Origin of the sequence: Microcystis sp. LE18-22.4A (assembly GCF_027531105.1) — a bacterium.
GTDB lineage: Bacteria > Cyanobacteriota > Cyanobacteriia > Cyanobacteriales > Microcystaceae > Microcystis > Microcystis aeruginosa.
The window spans coordinates 1-21,887 of record NZ_JAPZRB010000272.1 but is presented as its reverse complement, the minus strand read 5'-3'; the positions used below and the strand labels follow the sequence as shown (position 1 = coordinate 21,887).

19 protein-coding genes and 5 pseudogenes are annotated in these 21,887 nt (G+C 43.8%); 17 read left to right on the top strand and 7 right to left on the bottom strand.

Going from position 1 to position 21,887, the window contains the following annotated elements; translation table 11 throughout:
- Positions 1–143: 143 nt before the first annotated feature.
- Positions 144–440: an NAD(P) transhydrogenase subunit alpha part 2 gene (locus O9295_RS12690; protein ID WP_002785583.1), complete on the top strand. Its 297-nt coding sequence runs from the start codon at positions 144–146 to the stop codon at positions 438–440.
- Complete coding sequence (locus O9295_RS12685) at positions 437–1,846, top strand: NAD(P)(+) transhydrogenase (Re/Si-specific) subunit beta (RefSeq protein WP_190357668.1); 1,410 nt, start codon at positions 437–439, stop codon at positions 1,844–1,846. Before O9295_RS12690 ends, O9295_RS12685 begins: the two co-directional genes overlap by 4 nt.
- A gap of 58 nt (positions 1,847–1,904) precedes the next feature.
- Here O9295_RS12685 and O9295_RS12680 read toward each other — a convergent pair whose 3' ends face one another.
- A complete protein-coding gene (locus O9295_RS12680) occupies positions 1,905–2,144 on the bottom strand; it encodes a hypothetical protein (protein WP_287658352.1) in 240 nt (79 codons plus the stop codon).
- 234 nt (positions 2,145–2,378) lie between these two features.
- On the opposite strand from O9295_RS12680, the gene O9295_RS12675 reads away from it, so the two are divergent.
- A complete protein-coding gene (locus tag O9295_RS12675) occupies positions 2,379–3,851 on the top strand; it encodes a leucyl aminopeptidase (protein WP_288033157.1) in 1,473 nt (490 codons plus the stop codon).
- A 168-nt stretch (positions 3,852–4,019) separates the two neighbouring features.
- Here O9295_RS12675 and O9295_RS12670 read toward each other — a convergent pair.
- Positions 4,020–4,226: pseudogene (locus O9295_RS12670) on the bottom strand (IS200/IS605 family transposase); the annotation flags it as partial.
- 78 nt (positions 4,227–4,304) lie between these two features.
- Between O9295_RS12670 and O9295_RS12665 the strand changes: the two are divergent.
- A pseudogene (locus O9295_RS12665) lies at positions 4,305–5,267 on the top strand (RNA-guided endonuclease InsQ/TnpB family protein); the annotation flags it as partial.
- Between the two features lie 113 nt (positions 5,268–5,380).
- Here the strand turns inward: O9295_RS12665 and O9295_RS27390 are convergent.
- A pseudogene (locus O9295_RS27390) lies at positions 5,381–5,565 on the bottom strand (hypothetical protein).
- A 53-nt stretch (positions 5,566–5,618) separates the two neighbouring features.
- Between O9295_RS27390 and O9295_RS12660 the strand changes: the two are divergent.
- Positions 5,619–5,864, top strand: a pseudogene (locus O9295_RS12660) (zinc ribbon domain-containing protein); the annotation flags it as partial.
- A gap of 47 nt (positions 5,865–5,911) precedes the next feature.
- Here the strand turns inward: O9295_RS12660 and O9295_RS12655 are convergent.
- On the bottom strand, positions 5,912–7,087 hold the full coding sequence (locus O9295_RS12655; RefSeq protein WP_288033156.1) for a transaldolase: 1,176 nt from the start codon (positions 7,085–7,087) through the stop codon (positions 5,912–5,914).
- 209 nt (positions 7,088–7,296) lie between these two features.
- Here O9295_RS12655 and rpmI point away from each other — a divergent pair, with 209 nt between their 5' ends.
- Genes rpmI through O9295_RS12640 form a run of 3 tightly spaced genes read left to right on the top strand, consistent with a single transcriptional unit; the run spans position 7,297 to position 8,849 of the window.
- Entirely contained in the window at positions 7,297–7,500 is a 204-nt protein-coding gene (gene rpmI / locus O9295_RS12650; RefSeq protein WP_002781071.1) for a 50S ribosomal protein L35, read from the top strand.
- A gap of 31 nt (positions 7,501–7,531) precedes the next feature.
- Positions 7,532–7,879 carry a 50S ribosomal protein L20 gene (rplT, locus tag O9295_RS12645; protein WP_002791991.1) on the top strand — a complete coding sequence of 116 codons (348 nt, stop codon included), beginning with the start codon at positions 7,532–7,534 and terminating at the stop codon, positions 7,877–7,879.
- A 13-nt stretch (positions 7,880–7,892) separates the two neighbouring features.
- Positions 7,893–8,849, top strand: a complete 957-nt coding sequence (locus O9295_RS12640) for a PhoH family protein (RefSeq protein ID WP_002772048.1) — start codon at positions 7,893–7,895, stop codon at positions 8,847–8,849.
- Positions 8,850–9,248: 399 nt separating this feature from the next.
- Here the strand turns inward: O9295_RS12640 and O9295_RS12635 are convergent, their stop codons facing one another.
- Both O9295_RS12635 and O9295_RS12630 read right to left on the bottom strand, forming a co-directional pair.
- A complete protein-coding gene (locus O9295_RS12635) occupies positions 9,249–10,364 on the bottom strand; it encodes a fatty acid desaturase (RefSeq protein WP_288033154.1) in 1,116 nt (371 codons plus the stop codon).
- A gap of 63 nt (positions 10,365–10,427) precedes the next feature.
- Positions 10,428–10,610: a hypothetical protein gene (locus O9295_RS12630; protein ID WP_128575192.1), complete on the bottom strand. Its 183-nt coding sequence runs from the start codon at positions 10,608–10,610 to the stop codon at positions 10,428–10,430.
- A 429-nt stretch (positions 10,611–11,039) separates the two neighbouring features.
- On the opposite strand from O9295_RS12630, the gene O9295_RS12625 reads away from it, so the two are divergent.
- The 6 genes from O9295_RS12625 (at position 11,040) to O9295_RS12600 (ending at position 18,364) form a co-directional block, all read left to right on the top strand.
- Positions 11,040–12,518, top strand: a complete 1,479-nt coding sequence (locus O9295_RS12625; protein ID WP_288033153.1) for a VMAP-C domain-containing protein — start codon at positions 11,040–11,042, stop codon at positions 12,516–12,518.
- Positions 12,519–12,524: 6 nt separating this feature from the next.
- Positions 12,525–13,484 (top strand): AAA family ATPase, encoded by a 960-nt coding sequence (locus O9295_RS12620; protein ID WP_288033151.1) that lies wholly within the window; start codon positions 12,525–12,527, stop codon positions 13,482–13,484.
- Positions 13,481–16,369, top strand: coding sequence for a formylglycine-generating enzyme family protein (locus O9295_RS12615; protein ID WP_288033150.1), 2,889 nt, complete (start codon positions 13,481–13,483; stop codon positions 16,367–16,369). The genes O9295_RS12620 and O9295_RS12615 overlap by 4 nt, the downstream gene beginning before the upstream one ends.
- Positions 16,370–16,627: 258 nt before the next feature.
- Complete coding sequence (locus tag O9295_RS12610; RefSeq protein ID WP_002739985.1) at positions 16,628–16,879, top strand: UPF0175 family protein; 252 nt, start codon at positions 16,628–16,630, stop codon at positions 16,877–16,879.
- 21 nt (positions 16,880–16,900) lie between these two features.
- The gene (locus tag O9295_RS27835) at positions 16,901–17,356 is read left to right on the top strand and encodes a PIN domain-containing protein (RefSeq protein ID WP_149107512.1); all 456 of its coding nucleotides are present in this window, start codon (positions 16,901–16,903) and stop codon (positions 17,354–17,356) included.
- Between the two features lie 204 nt (positions 17,357–17,560).
- Positions 17,561–18,364, top strand: a complete 804-nt coding sequence (locus O9295_RS12600; RefSeq protein WP_288033147.1) for a formylglycine-generating enzyme family protein — start codon at positions 17,561–17,563, stop codon at positions 18,362–18,364.
- A 254-nt stretch (positions 18,365–18,618) separates the two neighbouring features.
- On the opposite strand, the gene O9295_RS12595 is transcribed toward O9295_RS12600, so the two are convergent.
- Positions 18,619–19,512, bottom strand: coding sequence for a hypothetical protein (locus O9295_RS12595; RefSeq protein ID WP_288033145.1), 894 nt, complete (start codon positions 19,510–19,512; stop codon positions 18,619–18,621).
- Positions 19,513–19,678: 166 nt separating this feature from the next.
- Between O9295_RS12595 and O9295_RS12590 the strand changes: the two are divergent.
- From O9295_RS12590 to O9295_RS12580, 3 genes and pseudogenes are all read left to right on the top strand, one after another.
- A pseudogene (locus O9295_RS12590) lies at positions 19,679–19,879 on the top strand (PhoH family protein); the annotation flags it as partial.
- A gap of 24 nt (positions 19,880–19,903) precedes the next feature.
- Positions 19,904–20,872, top strand: coding sequence for a cysteine synthase A (locus O9295_RS12585; protein ID WP_287733090.1), 969 nt, complete (start codon positions 19,904–19,906; stop codon positions 20,870–20,872).
- A gap of 224 nt (positions 20,873–21,096) precedes the next feature.
- Positions 21,097–21,375 (top strand): hemolysin XhlA family protein, encoded by a 279-nt coding sequence (locus O9295_RS12580; protein ID WP_004162819.1) that lies wholly within the window; start codon positions 21,097–21,099, stop codon positions 21,373–21,375.
- Positions 21,376–21,887 lie beyond the last annotated feature (512 nt).

The following is a 21,887-nucleotide window of genomic DNA, read 5'->3' as shown; positions in this document are numbered from 1 at the left end:
CAGGAGGCAGGAGGCAAAAGGCAAAAGGCAGAAGGCAGAAGGCAGAAGGCGCAGCTTTATTCTCCCCACACCCCACACCCCACACCCCACACCCCACACCCCACACCCCACACCCCACACCCTATCCCCTTTTTACTTAACCAATGACTGCCCAACTTTTAACCGCTTTAGTGGTATTTGTCCTCGCTTCCTTTGTCGGTTTCGAGGTAATCAATAAAGTCCCTCCCACTCTCCATACACCCCTGATGTCGGGAGCGAATGCAATTTCAGGTATCGCCGTTGTCGGTGCGCTCCTCATCGCCGGAGGCACGGATTGGCACCAATTAACCGTAATTTTAGGGTTAATTGCCGTTATTTTGGCGATGGTTAACGTGGTCGGTGGTTTTGTCGTTACCGATCGCATGCTGCAAATGTTCAAGAAAAAAGAGGCTAAATCATGAATAATGCCCTTACCACAGGGATCGAGTTGTCCTATCTACTTGCCGCCATTTTATTTATCATCGGTCTTAAACAATTATCTTCCCCCGCTACCGCCCGTCAAGGCAATTTTCTGGCTGCCATCGGGATGCTAATCGCCATTATTGCCACCTTAATCAATCAAGAAATCCTCAGCTATGGTTTAATCGCCGTGGCGTTAGTGATTGGCTCGATTATCGGCCTAGTTTCGGCGCAAAAAGTCCCGATGACAGCTATGCCCCAAATGGTGGGGATTTTTAACGGTTTAGGCGGTGCTGCCAGTGCTTTAATTGCCATTGGCGAATACTGGCGTTTACTGCAAAGTGGTGAAAATATTGCCTTTGACTCGATACTGATCGCTATTTTGGGTATATTGATCGGCGGTGTCACTTTTACCGGTAGTGTCCTCGCTTTTGCCAAATTACAGGAATTAATCAGTGGCGCGCCCGTAACTTTTCCTTTCCAACAACCCTTTAACATTCTCTTGCTACTCACCTTTTTAGGGGGTAGTGTCTATCTCTTTTTTGATCCCACCTCGATCGATGTTTTCCTGACCTTGGTGGCACTTTCCTTAATTTTCGGGGCTTTATTCGTGCTTCCCATCGGCGGCGGCGATATGCCCGTGGTTATCTCGCTCTTAAACTCTTTTTCGGGACTTGCCGCCAGCGTAGTCGGTTTTATCCTGATGAATAGTATGTTGATCATCGCCGGTGCTTTGGTGGGTGCGTCGGGGATTATCCTGACTCAGATCATGTGTAAAGCCATGAATAGATCCCTGGCTAGTGTACTATTTGGGGCATTTGGTACAGGTGCTAGTGCCGGGGGCGAAGCGAGCGCCACTTCTAGCCTTGATAAATCGGTTCATGCGATCGATTCAGAAGAAGGGGCAATGATGCTCGGTTATGCGCGTTCTGTGGTGATTGTACCCGGTTACGGCATGGCGGTGGCTCAAGCACAACACGCAGTGCGAGAATTGGCTGAACAGTTGGAAAAAAATGGCGTTGAGGTTAAATATGCTATTCACCCCGTGGCGGGAAGAATGCCAGGACACATGAATGTATTACTGGCCGAAGCTAATGTTCCCTATCCGCAACTCTACGATATGGATGATATTAATCCTGAGTTTGAGCGCGTCGATGTGGCCTTAATTATTGGGGCGAATGATGTGGTTAATCCCGCTGCCCGTCACGATAAAGCTAGTCCCATTTATGGAATGCCAATCCTCGACGTGGATAAGGCACAGCACACGATCGTGATTAAGCGCAGTATGCGATCGGGTTTTGCCGGGGTAGAAAACGAATTATTCTACAATCCCAAAACCTTTATGCTCTTTGGTAGCGCTCAAGATGTGGTTGCACAATTAGTATCACAAGTCAAGGATTTGTCATAATTCTTGACAAATAGGACGGGGTGAAAACCCCGTCTTTTTTTATCTGATTTTCCAGAGTTTAAAGATAATCCAGAACTAATTCCCCTTTGGTGACTTTTTCGGTAATTAAAGTTCTGACTAACTCTAATTCTTCTAGGGTCACTTTACCATCAGATCTCATAGCTAGGGCGATTCTTTCCCTTTCCCCTTGAGTGATCACGCCATCAACACTAGCCTGTTCGATAATAGCTCGCAACTTTTCTAGTTCCTGTTGTTCTTCGGCGGTTAATTCTACTTGATTAGGACGAGATATTTCCATAAAAATTTCTCCTTGAGTGATCAACACAAACTTGGTAATTTTTTCTAAGTAGTAGAACCCCTGGCAGTTATCCCCAGTCAGCATCAGCAATCAGGGACAATGATTTTAGCAAGAGCTAGACCTTGATTCTTGACAGGGAGCCACTAAACCTCAACAGATGATCGATGATAACTGATAGAGCTTACAGTATAGTGATTAATAGAAGCAATTTGCAAAGAATTATCGAGATAAAGAATGGATATTCGATCGACTGACACCTCGCTCCTTACTTGGACAGGAGATACTTTAGCCCTAGGTTTACCAGAAGGAGCCATCGAGATTGCAGGAGAATTGGCAGAATTAAACGATAAACTAGGGGGAAACCTAGGGGATCTCATCTCCGAGACGGAATTCGAAGGAAAATTAGGCAGCAGTGCGGCGACTCGTCTAGGTGGTGGTCCGATTCGCAAATTAATCCTGGTGGGATTGGGAAAAACTGCCGATTTCGACCTGCAAACCCTGCGTCTAGCGGCTGCTGCGATCGCTCGTCTGGCCAAACAACAAAAAAGCCAAGCTCTGGCCATCAGTTTACCGGTAGTTGGTGATCAGTCCGCCACCGCCGGAGCAATCACGGAAGGACTACTACTGGCCAATCATCAGGATACCCGCTTCAAGTCCACTAAGGAGGAAAAAGGAGCCAAATTAGCAACCGTCGAGTTATTGGGTTTAGGAGAGCAAACATCTGCGATCGCCAAAGCCGAGCAAATCTGTTCCGGGGTGATTCTGGCCAGAGAATTAGTCAATGCTCCCGCTAACACCGTTACCCCCCTGACCATGGCAGAAACCGCCGAGCAAATTGCCGCCGAATACGGATTAAGTCTCAAAATTCTGGAACAGGAAGAATGCGAAAGCTTGGGTATGGGAGCCTTCCTAGGAGTGGCCAAAGCCTCGGATATTCCCCCGAAATTCCTTCATTTAATCTATAAACCCCAAGGAACCCCGAAACGTAAACTAGCAATCGTCGGCAAAAGTTTAACCTTTGATTCCGGCGGTTTGAATATTAAAGGGGCCGGCAGTGGCATCGAAACCATGAAAATGGATATGGGGGGTGGTGCCGCCACCCTAGGCGCAGCCAAGGCGATCGCCCAATTACAGCCAGAAGTGGAAGTACACTTTATCTGTCCGGCTACAGAAAATATGATTAGTGGTCGCGCTATGCACCCTGGGGACATTTTAACCGCTTCTAATGGCAAAACTATTGAAGTCAATAACACCGATGCCGAGGGACGATTAACCCTGGCCGATGGCTTGGTTTTTGCGGAAAAATTAGAGGTGGATGCGATCGTAGATCTAGCCACTTTAACCGGGGCCTGTGTCATCGCTTTGGGGGACGATATCGCCGGTTTATGGAGTAGCGATGAGAGTCTCACTGTTCAACTCCAAGAGGCCGCTAAATTAGCCGGCGAAAAATTCTGGCCAATGCCCCTAGAAGAAAAATATTTCGAGGGGATGAAGTCTCAAATTGCCGATATGAAAAACACCGGCCCGCGCCCCGGCGGTTCCATTACAGCCGCTTTATTTTTGAAGCAATTCATTAATAATACTCCCTGGCTCCACCTAGATATCGCAGGACCGGTCTGGTCCGATAAAGAAAATGGCGTTAATAATTCCGGGGCCACCGGTTTTCCCGTCCGCACTCTAGTTAATTGGGTAATGGCCAATAATTAAGTTATCGGTAAGCAGTAAGCGGTATTAGGTGAGGAGTATTTTCACTGTTTACTGTTTACCGATCCCTGAAAAATCTGCCCCACCCCTCACCCCTATCTCAAGGTCGCGAGAGGACTCCCGTTAAACTGCGTAGCGGTTAACGGGAGATGAATCGCGACCAGAATGAAACTAACGCAGTAGCCTTTCCACTTTTGGGGAGTTTTGGTTCTCGACGTATTTTTTTAGTTGTTCGACAGTAACGTCGCCACAACTAGCCACGAAATAAGCTCCCGCCCAAAAATAGGGTTTGTTGTCGAAATACTTTGCCGCCAAATCCGGAAATTCTTGTCTAATTAAGCGACTACTAACTGTTTTAAGGTTAGCGATTAGTTTGGTCCATGATTGTAATTAGTTGATATACTAGGCAGTAAGTGTTACAATTTAACTATACATCACATCACGAAACTAACGACAGTGATAACGCTTACCTACCAGTACAAACTAAAGGTAAACAAGAAACAGGAACGAGAGATTGTCCACATTCTTGATGTTTGTAAGAGCGTTTATAATTACGCGCTCTCGGAACGGAAAGATTGGTTAAACTCTCGAAAGTGTCTTGCGGATCGCTGTTCGCTAGTTTCTGAGTACATAATTCCTGCGGATCAACCCTATCCAAATTACTTCGTTCAAGCTAAAAATCTAACGGAAGCTAAAAAAGTTTACCCGATATTAAAGACGGTTAACGCTCAAGTCTTACAGCAAGTTTTAAAAACTGTAGATAAAGCGTTTGACCAGATAAAATCGAAAGGCTTCGGCTTTCCTAGATTTAAGAAAAAGATGCGGAGTTTTGTTTTCCCCGCGCTCTCGAAAAATTTTCTAGGTGACGAATACTTAAATTTTCCACAATTGGGAAAAATTCGGATTAGGAAATCTAGGGAGTACCCGTCTGGGTTTGAGCCTAAACAAGCTCGAATTATCCAAAAAGCGTCGGGATTTTACGTTTTGGTTTCTTTCCAATCTACGGAATTAGTTCCCGATATGACAGTAGGGAAGACCTGTTTAGGAATTGACGCGGGAATTGAGAGTTTTGTCGCTACTTCACGGGGAGATTTAATCAAAGCCCCTCGATTTTTGTTGAAAGTACAGAGTAAGCTTAAATTGCTACAAAGACGCTTGAAACATCAAGTCAAAGGCTCGAACAATTGGTTGAAACTCCAAGATAAGATGGCGAGATTACACGAAAAAGTGTCTAATACTCGTAGAGATTGGCATTTTAAGTTAGCTCATTACTTTTGTGATCTTGCTGATAATATTTTCGTTGAAGATATTAACTTCGTTTCTTGGTCTAGAGGGATCGTTAGAAAACAATCTCTAGATTCGGGCATCGGTAGTTTTATTAACGAGATACTACCGTTTGTTGTTTGGAAACGGGGAAAATAAGTAGCTGGTTATAATTAAATTAAAAATGAATTTTAGGTTCGATCCCCCCTGCCCCCCTTGATAAGGGGGGTGCCGATAGGTGGGGGGATCTGATAACTTTTAACGCCTACCTACTTAGGGTTAGCTGAATAAATCTTAAAACCTTGTTGGGTAAGACTTTTAGACCTTTTGTCAATCAAAAAGTACCGGATATGGGAGTGATCGGGGGAAATTTAGGCACTTTTTCCCTGAAAATTAGGTAATTGGCCACCTCAAAACTGGTAAAACCCCACACCCCACACCCCACACCCCACACCCTGCCACCACCGAAAAACTTTTTCAGCAAACCCTACTTATTATCTTAAAGTCGATAAAAACGGAACTTCCCAGGATTGTCCTAATTGTGGTGCGATTACCGGCAAAAAAGCGTTATCGGAAAGAGTCCACCGGTGTGATTCTTGCGGCCACATTGAACCAAGAGATACGGCATCAGCGAAGGTAATCGAGAACCGAGGAAAAAATGCGGTCGGACTGACCGTGTTAGAAAACGCTCGCGGAGGCGATTTGACGGGGGGCGTTCAGTTAAACCTGTTTGATCTAGTCAAGAGCAGATGAACCAAGAATCCCCCGCTAAACCGCGCGAGCGGTTTAGCGGGGGAGAGTCAAGCTTCCACTAAACGAAAAGCCGCACCCAAACCGACAGCGATCTCATCGGGAGAAATTCTGCCATCATGGTTAATATCGATCGCATCAAATACCGCATCGGTTCCCGCCCATTCTTCCCGGGTGATGAAACCATCCCCATCATGATCATAGACTCGGAAAATATCTTCGGCGGCGTGTTCTAGGGTTGACTGACCTTCCAACTGGGTTAAACGTTGAATCAGCAATTGTTCTAATAATTCTAAAGCTTTGGTAAAACCTTGAATACCTTCCGTTAGTTTTTCGGAAGCCATGGCATCTTCGGCGTGCATTTTCTCAAAAGTAGCTTGATCCATGGCAATTTTGAGAATATCAAGGGTTGCGGCCTGTGCTGGATCGAGCTTACGGGGTAAATCGGCTTCTGTCTCTTGCAATTGTTCGAGCAGTTTCGGAGAAATGGTTAAAAGATCACAACCAGCTAACTCGCAAATTTCACCGATATTGCGGAAACTTGCCCCCATAACTTCGGTTTTATAGCCAAACTTTTTATAGTAGTTATAGATCTGGGTAACGGATTGGACTCCGGGATCTTCAGCGCCAACGTAGTCTTTACCGGTTTCTTTTTTATACCAATCGAGAATCCGACCGACAAAGGGAGAAATTAAGGTTACTCCCGCCTCCGCACAGGCGATCGCCTGATGGAAACCGAATAATAGGGTTAAATTACAGTGAATTCCCTCTTTTTCGAGGACTTCTGCGGCTTTAATCCCTTCCCAAGTCGAGGCAATTTTAATTAAGACTCTTTCTCTAGAGATACCCGCTTTTTCATACTGGGAAATTAGATAACGGGCCTTGTCGATGGTAGCTTGGGTATCGTAGGAAAGACGAGCATCCACTTCGGTCGAGACGCGGCCGGGGACGATTTGCAGGATTTGCAGACCAAAACCGATCGCTAGGCGATCAAAAGCCAATTTGGCCACATCTTCCGGGGTGGCCTGCTTTCCCAATTCTTTTCTGGCCGCTTGCAGGGTTTGATCGACAATCGGCCGATATGGGGGCATTTGGGCCGCGGCCGTAATCAGGGAGGGGTTAGTGGTGGTATCCTGGGGTGTAAAAGCTTCGATCGCTTGGATATCGCCAGTATCGGCAACAACCACTGTAAATTCCCGTAATTGTTCTAGTAGGGTTTTAGCCATAACTTCTCCAGATGCGTGTTAACGCAAGACTTTATCTGGATCTTAGCGATTCGATCGAGAGGAAGGGGAAAATTCCCGATTGATTTAATTCCCACCCACAGACCTTGGCAAAGTGGGGATAAGCGCAGCAATCTTTTGGCCACTCCTTGCCCAAAGTCCTCTATTTGTGATAGTATTAGTGATTGTGTCGATTTAATAAAAGGGAGTTTATGCCCAAGCTAAAAACGCGAAAGGCGGCGGCCAAACGATTCGAGGCCACGGGAAGCGGCAAAAAAATCAAACGTCGCAAAGCCTTCAAAAATCATCTACTCGATCATAAAAGTGCCGAACGCAAGCGCCGTCGTTTGTCCCAGATTACCTTGGTACACGAGCGCGACGAGAAGGAAGTGCGCTTAATGTTGCCCTATTTGTAAATTTTCCAGAAAAATTGTCTAAAGGATCATCATGTCTAGAGTAAAACGGGGGAATGTCGCCCGCAAGCGACGCAAAAAAGTTCTCAAATTAGCCAAAGGTTTTCGCGGTTCTCACTCGCGCTTATTCCGTACCGCTAACCAACAGGTAATGAAGGCCTTGCGGAATGCCTATAGAGACCGTCGCAAACGTAAACGCGATTTTCGTCGTCTTTGGATTACCCGCATTAATGCCGCTGCTCGTCAACAGGGCATCAGTTACAGCCAACTGACCGGACAATTAAAGAAAGCTAATATCCTCCTCAATCGGAAAATGTTGGCCCAATTAGCTGTCCTCGATCCCGTCGCTTTTGCTAAAGTGGTAGAACTAGCCAAAGGATAATTTAGCCCCGAGCATGACGGAAACTTGGCAAACGATTCAATTCCCCAGTTCAGAAAGTGCGATCGCTTTAGCGGGTCATCAAGAAGCTAACCTCAAATTGATAGCCAGGCAAACTGGGGCGAATTTAGTCCTCAGAGGCATGGAATTGCGGATTGCGGGGCAACCGACCCCGGTGGAGCGTGCCACAGCGATTGTGCGCTCCTTAAGTATTTTATGGCAAGAGGCCAAGTTAATCGCCGAAGCCGATATTATGACCGCTATCCATGCCCTCGATACGGGGCGTTCTAGCGAGTATAAAGAACTACAGCAGGATATTCTCGCTCGTACCCGTCGCGGGGAGCTAATTCGGGCAAAAACCTTCCGTCAGCGTCAATATATCCAAGCGATTCAAAGTCACGATATCACCTTTTGTATTGGACCTGCTGGCACGGGGAAAACCTTTTTAGCCGCCGTTTTGGCCGTACAAGCTCTATTAGAAGATAAAGTAGAACGGATTATCCTCACCCGGCCGGCCGTGGAAGCGGGGGAAAAATTAGGCTTTCTCCCGGGGGATTTACAGCAAAAAGTCGATCCTTTTTTGCGTCCCCTCTACGATGCTTTATACGAATTTATCGAAGCGGCCAAAATTCCCGACCTGATGGAACGGGGTAAAATCGAAATCGCACCCTTAGCTTATATGCGGGGACGAACCCTAGCTAATGCTTTTGTGATCGTTGATGAGGCCCAAAATACCACCCCAGCACAGTTAAAAATGGTCTTAACTCGCTTGGGATTCGGTTCGCGCATGGTAGTAACCGGAGATGTCACCCAAACCGATTTACCGCAACAACAGGAATCGGGGTTAATTGCCGCTCAAAAAATCCTCAAATCAGTAGAAGGGATTGCTTTTTGTTACCTATCCCGGGCCGATGTGGTGCGTCATCCCTTAGTACAAAAAATCGTCTCAGCCTACGAACAGCACGAAAAATAACCGATTGTTGAGATAGTCGCTCTTGTACTCTTGCGAGAGAGTATAGAATTAGGGTCTGTTGAAAAAGTTTGTTGGTGGGGGCAGGGTGTGGGGTGTAGGGTGTAGGGTGTAGGGTTTTACCCATTTTCAGGCGGTCAATTACCTAATTTTCAGGGAAAAAGTGCCTAAATTTCCCCCCGATCACTCCCATATCCGGTACTTTTTGATTGACAAAAGGTCTAAAAGTCTTATCCAACAAGGTTTTTAGCTTTATTCAGCAAGCCCGAATTAGGTTAATTTAACGCGATGTGCAACTAAAAACGACAGAATCAGGGTTCCAGAGGATACTTTATCTCTGCTGATTTCTGAAAGCCTTGTTGTAAATCAAGACTAAAAATATAGTTGCACACCGAGTTTAATTTAGCTTTTTCCCCTTAAACTAAAACCGACAAAGACGTAGTTTAAAGCGTTTCGGTATCCCCAAACCTCAAGGAATTGATAACGCTGCCATCCTTTCACCGAGCCAGTCTGAAAAGCTCTTAGGGTGTATAGTTGATTAGCCCAGTTGTGATCGTTTGGTGTAGCATGGTGAACACAGTGCGCCCCTAGGCTAACTGGAAGGATGATTAGCCGAATAAAGACTGCTCCCACTAATTCCGTGGACCATTTTAACCACTCTAACCAGTGGTCCGAGTGCGGAGGATAAGCACCCAAATATAGGGCAAAAGATTTACCAATTACCTGAGATTTAGCTCCCTCATTCTCATCGGCTTCATAGGCCCAATTATGCTCCGGTAGCTGTTGCAAGAGTGCGGCCGCATAGGTTCCGAGTTGGGTAAATACCGCCCAGAGTAAGCAGATTAAACAAGAATGGGTTAAACCCGCACAAATAGAGGCCAAGAAAAGCACAATCAGGGTAGCTATTTGATAGTTAATGGGGGCTTTAAGGAGATTAGTCAGACGAGCAAGGAAGGTTTCTCCGTAAAACTTGGGAGAGAGTAATAACTTGCCCAAATTTTGCCAATAGAAGGCCTCTTCTTGGCCAAATTCAAAACCTAACTCTTCTACTAGGTAGGGGGTATTCCCCTTGTCATTCATGGTAGCTAGGTTTTTCGGCGGGTGGTGAATTAATAGGTGATCTTTTTTGAACAATGGAAAGGGCTTTTTCCCGGTAATTAAGGTAAGTAAACAACCTAAAAGATGGTTATAAGTGGGATATTGAGGGAAAAAAGCATTATGGGCGCAAAAGTGGGCTATTTCCTGCAATTGAGCCGCTCCAGCTACGGATAACACCCATACTAGGGGTATTAATTGCCAGTGGCTAAGAGCGATCGCTAATCCTCCTATATACTGGAGTATGCCATAGAGTAATTCTAAGGAGGGCGTGCTTTTCCAGAGAGGGGGGGTAAGGTAGTAGCCTGTTAGCCAGTCAAAGAAAGCTTGTACGAGACGATTATCGCTGAGTTGGAGCATCCCTAGGCGTGGATTATCCCTTAAAGCCGATGCTTGTGTTGGGGTGGGTTTTTTCAGTATCATGGCAGTAGAAAATAAGTTGTACTGTCCTGAAAATGGTTAAATAACCAAATTCAGGCGGTTTTATTAGCTGTGCAGCTGTTCGATTTCTCGGTAGTGCTGGACTAATTGCCCATCACTAAAAAACGGCTTTGGAGAGATTTCTATCTCGATGGCGAGATTAATTACCCAAGCTTCTTTGGGTACATACCCCAAGCGATTTTTTAGCCTCTGGGTTAGTGATTTAATCTGATCAGTTGATAAATACATAGGCTTAATTCCTCTGTTTTTTTTCATAATAAACTTGCAAAATAGAGGAATAGGTAGCATTTTGATCGTCTTTTTTAAAATCTCCAAGGATCTTTTTGCGTGCTTTTCAGTGGCTAAAATGATCTTTTTAGCTTTCTCAAGGATCTTTTTGTTACAAACCGATCTTTTTGTTACAAACCGTTGCTAGTGCCTAGACAGACTTAAGTAGCTGGTTATAATTAAATTAAAAATGGATTTTAGGTTCGATCCCCCCTGCCCCCCTTGATAAGGGGGGTGCCGATCCCCCCTTAGTCCCCCCTTTAATCCCCCCTTGTTAAGGGGGGCATCTGACAATTTTTAACGCCTAGACAGACTTATTGGCTCTTGCTTGGGAGTCCTGTGTGTGATAGGATTAGCTTTGAGTTACTTATCACTACAACTGTCTAAATTATGACTAAGGAAGAGTTGAAGGAAGAGTTTGTGGATAATGTCCGAGAATTGTTGCGCGAGGGAAAACAGAACCCAACTCTAAGTGAATTAGAATTAAAAGGTATTAAAGGATGTTATGAGGGATTAAATTATCGAAAAATTTTCAGTGATAGTGGTTACACTAATGAACATTGTAGAAGAAAAATGTCAGAAGATTTTTTTGAGAAAATCACCAACGCCTTTAATCATGTAACAGGAGAAAATAGAGAAAAAATACATAAAAACCAATTCGTCCCACTGATTACAGAATATATTAACTTAAAAAATAAATCGCAAATCATTAATAAGATTAACGTAGAGAATAATGATAAGATTAAAATCTTTGAAAAGTTAAATAATGAATTAAAGATAAAAAGACCGATGACTGCTGCTATAATCAAATCCTATTTATCTGATGATCCTAAAATACAAAATAGTAACCTTAAGGAATTGATTGAGAAGATTAAAGATTATGAAGAAAGTTTTTTGTTTAGCTTACTACATAACTTAGCTTATGATCAACGCCTTGATGATCCATTAATTCAATTAATTTTTGAGCAAACGGTCAATGATTTAAAAATGCAGACAAATATTAGTGACCTTGATTATGAGCAATTAACAAGCACACAATTGGAGCGGATTGAATTACCGAAGGAAGGGTTAGAAGCCTATTTAATTATAAAGGTGGACAGTAGCAAAAACATTCGGTATAAGAATATTACGACTATTGAAAATATCGAAAAACATCTAATACGAGCTTGGTTTTGGCGATTAAATCCTAACAACATTCAAAACAAAGATATTAAGCATATACCCCTGTATGATCATAACCATACTTTAACCCATATTATTAATGACTGTCGAGAACGGAGTGAAGAAATAACGTCCGTTGAGTTCTTCGCCGATGAAAAGCTATTATCTAGTGATTTTGAATCTTGGGAGTATAAAAGTGAATTTAAACCAAATACTAAACTAAAAGAAAATTACTTTGTTAATAGTCGTCTTTCAGCAAGGTCTTGTATAGACAAAACTTCTGACCCATACAAAAAATGGATAAAAAAATGGGAGAAATTACAAAATGAAGCAATAATCGTAGAAGACATACAAGATAATGACTGTAAACATCACTGCCGCCGACAAGAAAATTTAACCCTATGGATTAATCTTTGTGATTGTCAACAAAGTCATGAAGAAATGCTTATAGAAATAGCATCAGAAGGCATACCTTTAGCCCTTTGGTCACGCCGTTATAATTTATCGCCAACTCACAAAGATGAAATTAATGCCCTAGTTAGCAATCAACCCATCACCGAACTGCCAAAACTAATACATAAGGCAAGAAATCCACCTGAAAAACAGGAATCCCAATCTGACTATTTCGGGCATCATTTATCATTACTTCTAGAAGACCCTAATCGGATGCCCCCCTTCCACTACTTAACATCTCAGCACCTAGGTTAACTAACTATGAGTTCATGGAAAATCTTTCAAGGCAATCATGAAAAACGCTCAAGGGATAAGATTCCCTGGCCAAAAATCCCACCTTGGCGAAGCTTCGCCACCAACAAATCCGAGGAGCGGGGAAAACAACTCATAGTTAACCCTAAAACCATCGAAACCGTAAACGCAGCCATTCACCTACGCCGGCCTATTTTAGTCACAGGGAAACCGGGTACAGGGAAAACCTCCCTAGCCTACGCAATCGCCTACGAATTAGACTTAGGAGAAGTATTAGTCTGGCCAATTAATACCCGCACCACCCTACAAGAGGGATTATACTACTACGACGCGATCGCACGTTTGCAAGATTACCAACTAGAAGAAAAAAAAGACATAGGGCAGTATATCCGCTTGGGTCCCTTGGGGACAGCCCTCTGTCCGAGAAATTATCCCCGGGTACTGCTTATCGATGAGATAGATAAAAGTGACATCGACTTACCCAACGACCTCTTAAACCTTTTTGAAGAGGGAAGATTTGAAATCACCGAACTTTCCCGACTCGCGAAAGATACCGAAAACGAACCAATACCAGTACAAACCCATGACGGTGAATGGGAATCCATCCCCCAAGGTAAGGTAAGCTGCCAACAGTTCCCCATAGTGATTATGACGAGCAACGGCGAGAGGGATTTTCCCCTACCCTTTAAACGTAGATGTCTGCTCTTAGAAATTCCCGACCCCACCCCAGAGGAACTAAAAAAGATAGTAAAAAGCCATTTTGATTATAAAGAAGCCAGTCCCGAAAGTAAAAAAATAGAAGCAGCGATCGCAGAATATGTTAAAAAACGAGAAAAAGGGGAACTAGCAACGGACCAGCTTTTAAACGCCGTCTTTATGAGCATGGGCGAAAATAAACCCACAGGTGCAGAATTAAAGTCCCTTACCAACCTACTATTTACCTATCTCACCGACACAGGCAATACATGACCCAAACCCTTCCCACACCAGAACTGATTGATAAATTTATCACCTTTGTCAAGGGCAGGGGATGGGACCTAGACAGTTACCAGATAGCTGATAGTTTATGGTGGTATGTTCTCACCCAAGAAGAGGAAGGAAAACCCCAAACCCCTACAGAGCCTAGGGAAGAAAAGAAAGAAACCCCTCCCGCTAAAACCCCCCCCCAGGAGAGGAACAACGAAACCCAAGAGCCAGCAGCCCCATCCGATGAAGTTCCCTTAATACGCGAGACAGAAGCACAAAAACAGCCTGAGAAGATAGGCGCAGACACCCTACCCATTAGCATCCCCGATGCCAAATTCTGGCGAGAAACCCTAAAATTAGGGCGGGCAGTGCGTCCCCTCATCCAAAAGATAGACTCAGCCACCCAAAGACAAATAAACCTAAACAGCACCGTACAGAAATCGGCCGAGTATAGCATCGGCAAGAAAGATGGCAGTTTAGCCCTAATACCCGTTTACCAAGCCAAAAAAGTCCGTTCCCTAGAGGTAGTTTTACTGATTGAAGAATGGGCCTCCATGGTCTTTTGGAAAGAAATGGCCGGGGAAATCCGCGATTGGCTAGAACAAATCGGGGCCTTTCGGGATGTCAAACTCTACCGCATCGGATGGGACGAAGACAGGCAAAATTTAGCCATCCGTACCTACTCTAACGATACTTGCTCAATTCACCCAAAAGATCTCATCCATCCTCGCGGCGAAAGACTTATCCTCTTCTACAGTGATTGTACTTCCCCAGACTGGTATCAAGGACGCTATAACCAAGCTCTTCAGGACTGGGGAAAACACCAAATCGTCACCCTGCTTTCTCCCTTCCCCGAAGCAATGTGGGAAAGAACCGCCCTTAGTCGAGGTTGGTTCGTCTCCCTAGTCAACCAAACCCCCCGAAAACCTTCACAAAACTGGAGATTTACCTCTATCCCCCTGCTGCTACAAATTGAGAAGGAAGAGGAAAATCAACATATTCTCAGAGAAACAATCCAAAAAACCTACTTTCCCCTACCCACCATCTCCCTAACCCCTTCATCCTTAAAAGCTTGGGCGCTCGTTGTCAGTGGTGACAGCAACGCCACCTGTGCGGGGGTACTACTAGAAAAATCCCCCCAAAACAGAGAAATACCCGCAACTATTTCTCCGAAGATGTCTAGGAAACAAGCTCTAGAACTATTCGCCAGTACCGCCTCACCTCTAGCTTGGGAATTACTGAAAAAATTAGCCGCAGCCCCGGTAAATCTTCCCATCATCCGTCTTATCCAAAGCCAACTTTTAAGCGCCTCTAACCCCCTAAACATAGCAGAAGTCATCCTTAGCGGTTTTCTCAAAGTCTATCTAGGAGGGGAACCAGTGAAGTGGGACAAAGGAGGTAAATTTAACTTTCATACTCCCCCCAACAGCCTAGATTTTGAATTTGATGATGAGGTGAGAGAGCTTCTGCTCACTGAACTAGGGAATAGCCGCGCCTTAGAGGTAATTTTTGTCCTCTCGGAATACATCGCCCAAAAACTTAACCTGAGTACCACCACCTTTTTTGGTCTTATTCTTACCAATCCCCAAGTTCTCCTCGGCAAAGAAGCAGCTAATCTAGTTCGCGCCTTTGCCAAGGTGTCTGCTAAGGTTTTCCAAAAGCTAGGGGAAGCAAAGTACCAAGAAATTAGCCAAAAGCTGCAATCTATGGTTGACTCACCTCCACCCCCACCGGTTGAGGAAAAGTGGCTGAGGAAATATAAAACCGTAACCATAGCTAAGGTAAAAGAGCTTACGCGAGGAGAGGAAATATTGTTTCAACTGCTCAAGGATAGACTTAAGGATTTCAGCGTAGAAGATGGGGAACTGTATCAGCGTCTTCGTTTAACCCCTGAGCAGCTTAAAATTTTGGCAAGCGAAGAAATAACCGCCGAGACAATGCCAGTCCAGTTTAGGGAAGTCTTGGATAACACAGAAGAAGAAATCATCACCCAGAAATTTAACCTAACCCTGTTCAAGTCTGAAACCGTCTTTGTGGATGAGAGGGGACAAATTACCGCTAAAGAACCCGTGAGAGCCTTCTACTTTGAAGAAAATCCCCCCAGCTTAAAAATGCTCTATATTCCTTCGGGGGAGTTTTGGATGGGAACCGAAGCGGAGGAAATAGCGCGGCTACTGAAAAAATACAATGGGGATTGGTTCCAACGAGAATCCCCCAGACATTTAGTAAAAATCGCTCCGTTTTACCTAAGTCAAACTCCGATTACCCAAGCTCAATGGTTATATATTGCCCAAAGGGAAGATTTAAAAGTAGAGCGAGATTTAAACCCAGAGCCATCGCGGTTTAAAGGCAGCACAAACCCCGTTGAAAAAGTATCTTGGTTAGATGCCGTAGAATTTTGCCAAAGGCTCTCTAAAATGACCAAGAAACAGTATCGGCTGCCCAGTGAGGCGGAATGGGAGTATGCTTGTCGTGCTGGAACCACCACCCCCTTCCACTTCGGAGCAACCCTCACCTCAAATTTAGCTAACTACGATGCTACTAGGAAAGGCTTTGCTGAGCAACCAGCAGGAGAATATCGCCAGCAAACCACCCCAGTGGGGCAATTTCCCCCCAATGGTTTTGGTTTGTATGATATGCACGGCAATGTCTGGGAGTGGTGTCAGGATGACTTCTGGGAAAATTATCAAGGCGCACCTAGGAATGGTAGTGCTTGGCAAGAAAAGAGCAAAAAACAGCAAAATCAGGCAAATAAAGCTCTGCGGGGCGGTTCTTGGTACAACTATCCAGATTACTGCCGTTCTGCTTACCGCAACTTCAGCAGCCGCTGCGTCAGCTTCTACGACTTCGGTTTTCGGGTGGTGTGCGGTGCTGGGAGGACTTTGTAACCCTTTTTCTCTTTTTTCCCTTTTTTCCCTTTTTCTCTTTTTCGATTTTTTTGAACAAATGTACTATATGAGGTTGGCTGATCAGTAGCTGGTTATAATTAAATTGAAGACGGGTTTTAGGTTTTCCCCTTATCAAGGTAGGGTTGATTCATGAATCAACCCTACAATCAAACCTAGAATCAACCCTACAATCAAACCTAGAATCAAACCTATCAACCCTACAATCAACCCTACAATCAATTAATCCTAGGATTCATCATGTACCAAATCACTCTTTCCCTACCCGATGAAACCGCTCTCGCTTTACATCTCACCCCAGAACAACTAGCACAGGAAATCTCTCTTCTTGCTGCCATTAAACTTTATGAATTGGGAAAACTTTCCTCTGGCACTGCTGCCAACTTAGCAGGTATTCCGCGAGTTGTTTTTCTCTCTAAACTTGCAGACTATGGAGTTGATACCTTCCGACTCAAGGAAGCAGAATTAATCGAGGATCTGGCTAATGCCTAACGTCATGCCGATACATCACCGATTCAATACCTCTATCAGACTAACTTACTTGACTTACTACCGAACTTTTACGGACAGATAATTATTCCTTTTTCAGTAGCTCAAGAGTTAGCCGTTGGAAAAGCTTCTGGAATCTCTTTACCTGATATAACCTCCTTAAGTTGGATAATTATTCAACAAGCAAAATCAGTTTCTCTTTTACCCCTTGTCACTGATTTAGGAAAAGGAGAAAGAGAAGTATTAGCTTTAGCAATAGAAATTACCGATTCTCTCGCTTTACTTGATGATGGTTTGGCGAGACGATATGCAAATTTATTAGGAATAAAACTCACTGGCACAATGGGAATATTATTAAAGGCTAAACAAAATGGTTATATACACCGTATTGAGCCAATTCTTAATCAACTAGAATTGCTGAAGTTTCGCTTAGATGCCACTACTCGTACTTCTGTGTTAAAATTAGCTGGTGAAGGATAGAGTATAAAATCAATTTTTAATTTAATTATAATCACTTACTTAGGGCTTGCTGAAAAAGTACGGGCGAAGCATTCGGATAGAAAATCTACGGTTTCACCGATAGGTTATTACCCGAATGCTTCGCCCCTACAGGACGCGGGCCGATACAGAACACTAAAACCCTTACCTCGTCTATATTTCACATTTATTCAGCAAACCCTACTTATGCCTACAATAATCATCCAAAAGACCCAAAAACGTCTTTTAATCTATAGAGAAAAACTCACCGATGACCTAGACATAGAATTAGTCAAAATACCATCGGGAACCTTTACAATGGGTTCTTCAGAACAAGAAAGTGGTAATACAAGTGAAAAGCCGCAACACAACGTCACCCTGAAAAACTTCTTGATGGGTATTTATCCCATTACCCAAGCTCAATGGTTATATATTGCCCAAAGAGAAGATTTAAAAGTAGAGCAAGATTTAGAACCAGAGCCATCGCATTTTAAAGGCAGCACAAACCCCGTTGAAATGGTAAGTTGGTTAGATGCCGTAGAATTTTGCCAAAGGCTCTCTAAATTAAGTAAAAGAAAATATAGGCTACCAACGGAAGCTGAGTGGGAGTACGCTTGTCGAGCGCAAACCAAACCCTTAAATCTCCACAAAGGAGAAACCTACCCCCCCTACCACTTTGGGGAAATTCTTACCCCAGATTTAGCCAACTATTATAATAACAATCTCCAAAAAACCACCCCTGTTGGGCAATTCTACGCCAACGACTTTGGTTTATATGATATGCACGGAAATGTCTGGGAGTGGTGTCAAGATGATTGGCGCGAAAACTATGAGGAGATAAAAAAGAGCAAAAAACAGCAAAATCAGGCATATAAAGCTCTGCGGGGCGGTTCCTGGGGCAGCAATCCTTATGACTGCCGTTCCGCGATTCGCAGCATCAGCTTCCGCCGCGTCGACCGCGACGACTATATCGGTTTTCGGGTAGTCTGCGTATTCGGGAGGACTTTGTAACCCTTTTTCTCTTTTTTCCCTTTTTACCCTTTTTCGATTTTTTTGAGCAGATGTACTATATGTGTACTATAAAGGATTGAGAGAATTATCATGAGTAGAAAAAGGGTTTCTCCGAGAAACCCTTTTTCTGTGGGGTATAAATTGCTTGTTGAGACGAGACAAGAGGCAACAGTAAAGGGATTGGGGGAAGTTCAACTAATCTAAGAATAAGCGGTTTAAATGCGTCTTAGCTTACATCAACAGCTGCTCAGTTATTAGTATTCTCCCCCATCATTTTTTTTCTGGTCTAAAAGATGATTATAGATCACACTTTTGAGAGATTGCCAAAAAGGAACTAATAAAATATTCAGAAGTAAGAAAATAGTAGTCAGACCATAGGGAAACATCGCCATTTGTTGTAAAAAAAGAGGATTTTCCGTGAGCGTTTGCCAGTCCTCCGAAGAATTGAACCAAAAGGGAATTGAAGCCAAAGCTACTGACAGAATATAAACTGGAATAATTAATAAACTGGCAATAAATATCACTCCCACAATTCTCCAAGCCGAGTTTTTAGTTAAATGCCAACCTCTCTTGATTGCTTGCCAACTGCCTAAATTATCTTCAATTACTAAGGGCAATTCGGCAATGCAAATGCGAGCAGATAACCAAAGAAAGAAAACAGGAAGACAGAAAGAAGCCAGTAAAATAAGCAATACACCAAGGATGGGGATAAAACTGACTAGCACCAGAGACAGCGTTATCGGCAAGATTATTGCCGCTCCCAACAAACCGAGCAAAACCTGCATCCACCACAAGCGCCACATTTTCGGCTTAACTTTTTTTTCCGCTTGTCCGGCAGTTTCTGGCTGATAAATAATGTCTTGAAAAGCTAATCGTGAGATAACCGCATTATTGAAAAGAGACTTAGCAGCCGAGAAAATTTGTACTGGGAAAAGAAATAAACGTAAACCAATATCGCTGCCTTCTTCGGGGGTAATTGTTTGATAAAGTAATTGACTGAGAATTAATTGCAAAATTAAGGGAAGAAGCGACCACAAACAGGCGCGGACAGCAAAGAATACATAAGTTGGGAAGCGATCACGATAAAGACGGAAGGCAGTATTAATGGTATTTCCAATAGTTAAAGGCTCGATGGAATTGTTAGTCACGGTGGGACTCCTTACAGAATGCCACCACTATATTAGGTTAGGTAACGAATCACAGCTAAAAAACTTCCAATTTAATCAATATTTCCAGCTAAGACAACAATTTTGCTAAAGTGGTAGAATTTGGCCAACGATTCAATTCCCCAGTGGAGAAAGGGCGATCGCATTAATGGTCTTAACTCCCTTGGAATTCGGTTCGCGCATGGTAGTAACCGGAGATGTCACCCAAACCGATTCACCGCAACAACAAGAATCGGGGTTAATTGCCGCTCAAAAAATCCTAAAATCAGTAGAAGGGATCGCTTTTTCTTACCTATCGCGGGCCGATGTGGTGCGTCATCCCTTGGTACAAAAAATCGTCTCAGCCTAGGAACAGCACGAAAAATAACAGATTATGGATATTAAAAATGGTTTCGTCGATGCGGTGGGTAATACTCCCCTAATTCGTCTCAATAGTTTTAGCGAGGAAACCGGCTGCGAGATTCTCGGTAAGGCCGAATTTCTTAACCCCGGTGGTTCGGTCAAGGATCGGGCCGCTTTATATATTATTCAAGAAGCGGAAAAAGCCGGTACTCTCCAACCGGGGGGAACCGTTGTCGAAGGAACCGCCGGCAATACTGGCATCGGTTTGGCCCATATCTGCAATGCTAAAGGTTATAAATGCCTGATTATCATTCCCGATACCCAATCCCAAGAGAAAATCGACCTATTGAGAACATTGGGTGCAGAAGTGCGTACTGTTCCCGCGGTTCCCTACCGAGATGCCAATAATTACGTTAAATTATCGGGGAGATTGGCCAGTGAGATGGAAAATGCTATCTGGGCCAATCAATTCGATAATCTGGCTAATCGTCGCGCTCACTACGAAACCACCGGCCGGGAAATCTGGGAACAAACCGACGGTAAAATTGACGCTTGGGTGGCTGCCACGGGAACCGGGGGAACCTACGCGGGGGTGGCGATGTTTTTAAAAGACCAAAATCCCCAGGTGCGCTGCCTGGTGGCGGATCCGATGGGTAGCGGTTTATATAGTTATGTGAAAACCGGGACAATTACCCTGGAAGGTAGTTCAATTACCGAAGGGATTGGTAATAGTCGTATTACGGCTAATATGGAAGGCGCACCCATAGATGATGCCATTCAAATTGATGATCCCACTGCCATCAAAGTTGTTTATCAACTATTACAAAAAGATGGTTTATTTATGGGGGGTTCTGTGGGTATTAATGTCGGTGCTGCCGTGGCTTTGGCTAAACAAATGGGACCGGGCCACACCATAGTTACTGTTCTTTGTGATGGTGGGTCCCGTTATCAATCTCGTTTATATAATCCTCAATGGTTGGCTGAGAAAGGATTGGCTTAAATTCTTGTTAGGGTTAAGTCATCTGTCAGCTAGATTAAGGTGATGAACCCGGAATTTTACAGGAAAATCAGAAATTATCGGCTCATAAATTAGTGGAGATCATGGTAGCGGTAGGGCAACAATTAGAGAAGGCAGCAGGGGAAAATGAGGCGCAATGTTTGGCAAGCACTTGAGACAAGATAGACAATAATACTGATAACTATCATTATTAGGAGAATCATCAGATGTCAGTTACTATTGAACAAGACCTCAAAGAAATTTTAGGTTCAATTAATCAGAAGTTAGATAATCTGCAAAAAGATGTTATGGATATTAAAATAGTACAGGCAAGATTAGAGGAAAAAGTCGATAGTTTAGAAAAAGATATTGAAGGAGTAAAAGAAGATACAAAAGAATTAAAAGGCTCTCAGAAAGCCCAGATTTGGACGTTAATCGGCATCTTGGGAACAGCTTTAATAGGAACAGTTATTCGCTATATTATTCTCCCTTTTCCTCAATCATAATTAAGACAATGAATTTGGAACCGCCTTTTGCAACAGTTATTCCTCAATTACAGAAAATCACTGTAGGGGTGAAGCATTTGGGCATAACTTATCGCTGAAATCCTAGATTTTTTATCCGAATGCTTCGCCCCTACCCATCAATTTCCCATCTACCACGCACCACGCCACCACGCCCAACCTACAACCTAACCTAACCTACGGCTGATTGAGCAGAATCAGGCAGTTTAGGTGATGGCACGTTTTTAGGCAGATGAATTGCATCATTCAACCTTTATTTTATCTCAGAGAATAAAGAGCGTAGGTTGGGTTGAACGATAGTGAAACCCAACACTTTTAAATAATTGGGTTGGGTTTCGTTCCTCAAACCAGCCTACTTAGGGCTTGCTGAATAAATCTAAAAACCTTGTTGGATAAGGCTTTTAGACTTTTTTGACCTCAAAAAGTGCCGACCATTGGAGGGATCGGGGGTAAAATTCAGGTACTTTTTCCCTGAAAATTAGGTAACTGACTAC

Coding starts and splice junctions, on each gene's coding strand:
- O9295_RS12600 (WP_288033147.1), top strand. CDS start 17,561: ATGCCTACAATAATCATCCAAAAGACCCAAAAACGTCTTTTAATCTAT.
- O9295_RS12615 (WP_288033150.1), top strand. CDS start 13,481: ATGACCCAAACCCTTCCCACACCAGAACTGATTGATAAATTTATCACC.
- rpmI (WP_002781071.1), top strand. CDS start 7,297: ATGCCCAAGCTAAAAACGCGAAAGGCGGCGGCCAAACGATTCGAGGCC.
- O9295_RS12625 (WP_288033153.1), top strand. CDS start 11,040: ATGACTAAGGAAGAGTTGAAGGAAGAGTTTGTGGATAATGTCCGAGAA.
- O9295_RS12675 (WP_288033157.1), top strand. CDS start 2,379: ATGGATATTCGATCGACTGACACCTCGCTCCTTACTTGGACAGGAGAT.
- O9295_RS12630 (WP_128575192.1), bottom strand. CDS start 10,610: ATGTATTTATCAACTGATCAGATTAAATCACTAACCCAGAGGCTAAAA.
- O9295_RS12690 (WP_002785583.1), top strand. CDS start 144: ATGACTGCCCAACTTTTAACCGCTTTAGTGGTATTTGTCCTCGCTTCC.
- O9295_RS12655 (WP_288033156.1), bottom strand. CDS start 7,087: ATGGCTAAAACCCTACTAGAACAATTACGGGAATTTACAGTGGTTGTT.
- O9295_RS12680 (WP_287658352.1), bottom strand. CDS start 2,144: ATGGAAATATCTCGTCCTAATCAAGTAGAATTAACCGCCGAAGAACAA.
- O9295_RS12580 (WP_004162819.1), top strand. CDS start 21,097: ATGTCAGTTACTATTGAACAAGACCTCAAAGAAATTTTAGGTTCAATT.
- O9295_RS12620 (WP_288033151.1), top strand. CDS start 12,525: ATGAGTTCATGGAAAATCTTTCAAGGCAATCATGAAAAACGCTCAAGG.
- rplT (WP_002791991.1), top strand. CDS start 7,532: ATGTCTAGAGTAAAACGGGGGAATGTCGCCCGCAAGCGACGCAAAAAA.
- O9295_RS12640 (WP_002772048.1), top strand. CDS start 7,893: ATGACGGAAACTTGGCAAACGATTCAATTCCCCAGTTCAGAAAGTGCG.
- O9295_RS12585 (WP_287733090.1), top strand. CDS start 19,904: ATGGATATTAAAAATGGTTTCGTCGATGCGGTGGGTAATACTCCCCTA.
- O9295_RS12685 (WP_190357668.1), top strand. CDS start 437: ATGAATAATGCCCTTACCACAGGGATCGAGTTGTCCTATCTACTTGCC.
- O9295_RS12610 (WP_002739985.1), top strand. CDS start 16,628: ATGTACCAAATCACTCTTTCCCTACCCGATGAAACCGCTCTCGCTTTA.
- O9295_RS12635 (WP_288033154.1), bottom strand. CDS start 10,364: ATGATACTGAAAAAACCCACCCCAACACAAGCATCGGCTTTAAGGGAT.